At 34.6% G+C, this 6573-nt stretch carries 5 protein-coding genes; all 5 read left to right on the top strand.

Features of this window, described 5'->3' with window-relative positions:
* The first annotated feature begins 202 nt into the window (after nt 1-202).
* The 5 genes from B0A81_RS18130 to kdpB all read left to right on the top strand — a co-directional run bounded on the left by B0A81_RS18130 (nt 203) and on the right by kdpB (nt 6545).
* Nucleotides 203-1552: a sigma-54-dependent transcriptional regulator gene (locus tag B0A81_RS18130; protein ID WP_089059297.1), complete on the top strand. Its 1350-nt coding sequence runs from the start codon at nt 203-205 to the stop codon at nt 1550-1552.
* A 376-nt stretch (nt 1553-1928) separates the two neighbouring features.
* The gene (locus tag B0A81_RS18125; protein ID WP_089059296.1) at nt 1929-2210 is read left to right on the top strand and encodes a DUF7674 family protein; all 282 of its coding nucleotides are present in this window, start codon (nt 1929-1931) and stop codon (nt 2208-2210) included.
* Nucleotides 2211-2410: 200 nt separating this feature from the next.
* Nucleotides 2411-2488, top strand: coding sequence for a K(+)-transporting ATPase subunit F (kdpF, locus tag B0A81_RS18120; RefSeq protein WP_073099479.1), 78 nt, complete (start codon nt 2411-2413; stop codon nt 2486-2488).
* A gap of 105 nt (nt 2489-2593) precedes the next feature.
* The gene (kdpA, locus tag B0A81_RS18115; protein WP_089059295.1) at nt 2594-4315 is read left to right on the top strand and encodes a potassium-transporting ATPase subunit KdpA; all 1722 of its coding nucleotides are present in this window, start codon (nt 2594-2596) and stop codon (nt 4313-4315) included.
* 196 nt (nt 4316-4511) lie between these two features.
* A complete protein-coding gene (kdpB, locus tag B0A81_RS18110; protein ID WP_089059294.1) occupies nt 4512-6545 on the top strand; it encodes a potassium-transporting ATPase subunit KdpB in 2034 nt (677 codons plus the stop codon).
* Nucleotides 6546-6573: the final 28 nt, after the last annotated feature.

Below are 6573 nucleotides of genomic sequence, written 5' to 3'. Positions count from 1 at the left end.
AATCATTTTAATCTGTGGCTAAAGCTTTTATTTAAGCTGATTGAAAATCTGTTTGTGAGTTGTTTTTCTGTCTTTTTTAATTTTTAATTTTGTACTACTAGATTCTACTTTTAAAATAATTTCCGTTGAATCAAAAAAGGAAAATGATTTAAAACCTACATTTGTACATCAAAAAACAACTTCCGATAAGCCTTTTTTTCAAATGACACACAAAATTTTAATTATAGACGACGAAGAAAAACTAAGAAGTCTGCTTGCGCGTATTATAAAATCAGAAGGTTTTGAAGTTATCGAAGCCAAAGATTTAAAATCAGGTTTTAAGAAACTGGAACAAACTGATATAGATGTCGTTTTGTGTGATGTGAAACTTCCTGACGGAAACGGTGTCGATTTTCTTCAAAATATAAAGGGAAATTTCCCATTGACAGAAGTTATTTTATTAACTGCTTTTGGAAATATTCCAGACGGTGTTCAGGCTATGAAAAATGGTGCTTTTGATTATATTGTAAAGGGAGATGATAACGATAAAATTATTCCGCTTCTCTACAAAGCAGTTGAAAAAGTGCATTTGCAAAAAAAGGTGCAGCAGCTTGAAAAACGAATCAATGATAAATATTCGTTTAAAACTATCATTGGAAAATCAAAAGGTCTTGAACAGGTAATTGATTTGGCACAAAAAGTAGCCAAAACAGATTCGACTGTTTTACTTACAGGCGAAACTGGAACTGGAAAAGAAGTTTTTGCACAAGCTATTCATGAAAACAGTAATCGTGCAGGAAAATCATTTGTGGCTTTAAACTGCAGTACTTTCAGCAAAGAAATTTTGGAAAGCGAATTATTTGGTCACAAACAAGGAGCTTTTACAGGAGCTTTAAAAGATAAAAAAGGTTTTATTGAAGAGGCTAACGGCGGTACTTTATTTCTAGATGAAATTGGTGAAATGCCAATTGATCTTCAGGCTAAATTATTGCGGGTTTTAGAAACCAGCGAATATATTCCTGTTGGTGATACTACCTCAAAAAAATCAAATTTTAGATTAATTGCTGCGACAAATCGAGATCTAAAAACAGAAAGTGATGAACATCGTTTTCGTTCTGATTTGTATTTCCGTTTAAATATCTTCGAAATTAAACTTCCTTCTTTAAGAGAAAGGATTAAAGATATTCCAGTCTTAACGCATCATTTTGTGAAGCAATTTTCTGAAAAAACAAATAAAAAAACATTACACATTTCAGATGATTTTCTGCAGAAACTAGAAAACTATTCCTGGCCTGGAAACATCCGCGAACTTAAAAATATTATCGAAAGATCCGTTATTTTGAATAATGGTGATACTTTAACCTCGGATGTTCTGCCATACGAAATGCAGCATCAAGCCGAAAAAAGTTTAAAACCAATGTCAGCTTTCTCAATGCAGAGTGTTGAAAAACTTCATATTCAAAAAGTTTTGAATTATACAAAAGGAAATAAAGCAGAAACAGCTAGACTATTAGAAATTGGAATTGCGACTTTATATCGAAAGTTGGAAGAATATGGAATAGAAAAAAATTAAATTCCAAATTTCAACTAAAATAGCAATCTCAATATTAATAGCAAATTCAATTCTTAAAGCATCGGAGAAGCATCATATTTATAGATTATTTATTGCCAATGATAAAAAGCTCCAGCGGAGCTTAAACAATCAAAAAAAATATCACCCCGCTGAGGATGTAATATCTGTACTTGTTGTTTTCTATAAATGCAACACTCTGCTGGAGCTTAACAATAACATATCAAAACGAGAAAAGCTTATCAAAATGATAGGCTTTTTTTATGCCTTTTTTTTGGCACAAAACTACATTCCTTTTATTGACAACACTTTAGATACAACTTCATTTTTTCGGAACATATTTTGGCATAAGGAGAGAGAACATTAAAATTCATTTCAAATGAAAAATCAAGTCACCTCAATCTGCAAACAAGCTGAACGCTTTGCTGAGATAACCAAAAAATCTATTATTTCGGGTAATATCGTTCGGGCAAAAAAATGCCTGGCTCTTGCTGAACGTTTATTTGTAAGCGGAAGCATCGAAACTAAAAACGCCATTTCTAATGTGTATGTTTTTTCGGTTTCTTCTTTTATGGAAATGCGTCACTGCAATATTTCACATCTTTTTCCTCAAACGCTTAAAGCAGAATATATCAAACAGATTAATGCATCTGGCGTATAGTGTGAAATGTTATTTGTGAAACGTAAAATGTACTTATCACTTTTCACAAATAACATTTTACATCTCACATTTCACAAATAACATTTCACAAATCTAAAATCTAAAATAATCTTATGATCACATTTCTTTTACTCGCATTGGCCGTTGTGCTTTTTGCCATTTGTTTTATGTCAGTTGAATTTTTTGAAAAAATATAAATCATGACCGCACTATTTATTATTTCAATCGCCGTTTTCGTGTATTTGATTTATGTATTAATCAAACCCGAAAAATTTTAATAAATGTGAAATGTCAAAAGTGAAATGTTAGATGTCTTTCATTTCACAAATCACATCTCACTTTTTACAGATTCACATTTTACATTTTACAAAAACTCACATATTATGAACACAGAATTATTAGGCGTCATTGGTATTTTTATCTTAACAATTGTTTTAGCTATTCCTTTAGGAAAATATATTGCTAAAGTGTATTTGGGAGATAAAACACTTCTTGATCCAATTTTCAATCCAATTGAAAAATTTATTTTTAAAATCAGCGGTATAAATCCTGCCGAAGAAATGAACTGGAAACAACACTTAAAAGCACTTTTAAGTATAAACATGATTTGGTTCTTTCTTTGCTTTTTTGTCTTATTGTCTCAAGGTTCATTGCCCCTTAACCCAGATAACAACCCATCTATGACACCTGATTTGGCATTTAATACTGCCATTTCATTTTTAGTCAATTGCAATTTACAGCACTATTCCGGCGAAAGCGGGGTTTCATACCTTTCACAAATAGTATTGATGTTTCTTCAATTTGTTTCTGCTGGTATCGGATTGGCTGCTGCTGCAATGGTTTTTACTGCAATGAAAGAAAGAACTACGGAAAAACTGGGTAATTTTTACAATTATTTCATTAAAAGCTGTACTCGTATTTTATTACCACTTTCAGCAATTGTAGCAATCGCTTTAGTTTTTAGCGGTACTCCAATGACTTTTGAAGGAAAAGATGCTATTACAACTTTACAAGGTGACAAAGTAGAAGTATCGAGAGGTCCTGCTGCTGCTTTTATTGCTATTAAACATATTGGTACAAATGGCGGCGGATTTTTTGGAGCTAACTCCTCACATCCGTTAGAAAACCCAACATATTTTACAAATGCAGTTGAACTTTGGGCACAAATGATTGTTCCGTTTGCGATGATTTTTGCTCTAGGTTTTTATTTAAAGAAAAGAAAACTATCCTACATAATCTTCGGAGTAATGACGGTTGGATTCTTATTATTAGTAACTCCAACGGTTATGAGCGAAATTAACGGAAATCCTGCCATCGAAAAAATGGGAATCGCCCAGACAAATGGAGCGATGGAAGGAAAAGAAGTTCGGTTTGGACCAGCAATATCTGGTTTTTGGAGTATTGCTACAACCGTAATTTCTACAGGTTCAGTTAATAGTATGCACGATAGTTCAATGCCTGTTTCTGGTGCAATGGAATTACTAGCTATGATGGTCAATGCCTTTTACGGTGGATGTGGTGTAGGTATTTTGAACTACTACATTTTTATTATTCTGGCAGTATTTATCTCTGGATTAATGGTAGGTCGAACTCCTGAATTTTTAGGAAAGAAAATCGAAGCTCGGGAAGTAAAAATAGCTGCTTTTATCGCCATTCTTCACCCATTATTAATATTGTCAGGAACTGCTTTAGCTTCTTACTTTGCTGCTCATGATACTGCAATGGGTTATTGGTTCAGCGGAAATGCGACAGGCTGGTTAAATAATCCTGGAAATCACGGATTCTCAGAAATGTTATACGAATACACTTCGAGCGCGGCCAACAACGGTTCTGGTTTTGAAGGTTTAGGAGATAATAATCCGTTTTGGAATATCACTACAGGAATTGTGCTGCTGTTAAGCCGTTTTATTCCAATCATCGGACCATTGGCAATTGCAGGTTTATTGGCTGGTAAAAAATACATTCCTGAAAGTGCAGGAACTTTAAAAACGGATACCTCAATTTTTGGAATAATGACTTTTGCCGTAATCGCAATTATCGCTGCTTTATCGTTCTTCCCTGCTTTGGCTTTAGGTCCATTGGCTGAATATTTCACACTAAAATAACAACTCATTTTTAAATGCTGAAAAAAATTAAACACATAGAAACATAGAAATAAGTCCATAAAAAAGAGTAAAAAGAAAACTCGTTTTCACACATAGCTATGTGCATTTATGCAAGTTAAACGCCTTTTTCTCAAAGTTAAAATCTATGTCTCTATGTGTTTAAAAAAAATTAGCTAACAAATAATACAAAGAAAAAATGACAACTAATAAATCCACTTCATTATTTGAAAGTAAACAGGTAAAAGAAGCCTTAGTGCAATCTTTTGTCAAGCTTAATCCAAAAATGATGATCAAAAATCCGGTAATGTTTACCGTAGAAATTGGAACTGCAATTATGTTTGCCGTTTGCATTTCAATATTAATGGGAGCAAACGACCAAGGAAGTCTTACTTATAACCTAATTGTATTTTTAATTTTATTAGCAACGCTATTGTTTGCCAATTTCGCCGAAGCAATTGCCGAAGCAAGAGGAAAAGCACAAGCCGACAGCTTACGAAAAACAAGAGAAGAAACTCCCGCAAGACAAATTTTACCTAACGGAGAAATTAGAAATATCAGTTCTTCGGCATTAAAAAAAGACGATGTTTTTGTTTGTGAGGCTGGCGATTTAATTGCTGCCGATGGTGAAATTATCGAAGGTCTGGCTACAATCGACGAAAGTGCTATTACCGGAGAAAGTGCACCTGTAATTCGGGAAGCTGGCGGAGACAAATCTTCAGTAACCGGAGGAACAAAAGTATTATCTGATAAAATTAAAGTAAAAGTAACTTCTGAACCTGGCGAAAGCTTTTTAGATAAAATGATTGCTTTGGTTGAAGGTGCAAGCCGTCAGAAAACACCAAACGAAATCGCATTAACCATTTTATTAGCCGCATTTACTTTAATCTTCGTGATTGTGTGCGTTACGCTAAAACCGTTTGCCGACTATGCCAACGCACCCATCACGATTGCGGCTTTCATTGCTTTGTTTGTATGTTTAATTCCAACTACAATTGGAGGTTTACTTTCTGCGATTGGTATTGCAGGAATGGACAGAGCTTTGCGAGCTAACGTAATCACGAAATCTGGAAAAGCAGTCGAAACTGCTGGAGATATTGATGTACTGCTTTTAGATAAAACAGGAACCATTACAATTGGGAACAGAAAAGCAACCAATTTTTATCCTTCTAAAGGGATTTCAGAGGAAGAATTTATAAAATCTGCTGTGTTAAGCTCATTAGCAGATGATACTCCGGAAGGGAAAAGTATCGTGGAATTGGCAGGAGCCGAAACTGCCAGTAAATTATCTATTGAAGGTGCTACTTTAATCAAATTTACCGCTGAAACGAGAACTTCCGGAGTTATTTTAAAAGATGGTACAAATATTAGAAAAGGTGCGCAAGATGCTGCTAAAAACATCGCACTGCAAGCAGGAAATTCTTTCCCAGATGATACTGCACAACAAGTAATTACGATTTCATCTAACGGAGGAACTCCGCTGGTTGTTATAAAAAACAATGTAGTTCAAGGTGTAATCGAACTTCAGGATATTATTAAAACGGGAATGAAAGAACGTTTTGAGCGCTTACGCAGAATGGGAATCAAAACGGTAATGGTTACAGGTGATAATCCGCTTACAGCAAAATTTATTGCCGAAGCTGCTGGTGTTGATGATTTTATTGCCGAAGCGAAACCTGAGGATAAAATGAATTACATCAGAAAAGAGCAAGCCGAAGGAAGATTAGTTGCCATGATGGGTGACGGAACAAATGATGCTCCGGCTTTGGCTCAAGCGAATGTGGGAGTTGCCATGAACAGCGGAACTCAGGCTGCAAAAGAAGCAGGAAACATGGTCGATCTTGACAATGATCCAACGAAACTAATTGAGATTGTTGAAATTGGAAAACAGCTTTTAATGACTCGAGGTACTTTAACTACTTTTTCTATTGCAAATGACGTTGCGAAATATTTTGCTATTGTTCCTGCTCTTTTTATTACTGCGATTCCTGCGCTTCAAGGTTTAAATATTATGAATCTGCACAGTCCTGAAAGTGCGATTTTATCAGCTGTAATTTTCAACGCGATTATCATTCCGATATTGATTCCGCTTGCGCTGAAAGGTGTCGATTATCGTCCAATTGGAGCCAGTGCCATCCTAAAAAGAAACCTTTTGATTTATGGTTTGGGTGGTTTAATTGTTCCTTTTATCGGAATCAAAGTAATTGATTTGCTTGTTGCTCTATTTATTTAGTGAAATATGGTTAGTGAAATGCGAAAAT

The sequence above is a fragment of the Flavobacterium plurextorum genome, from assembly GCF_002217395.1.
In the GTDB taxonomy this organism is placed as follows: Bacteria; Bacteroidota; Bacteroidia; order Flavobacteriales; family Flavobacteriaceae; genus Flavobacterium; species Flavobacterium plurextorum.
This window is presented reverse-complemented; position numbering and strand designations above follow the sequence as displayed.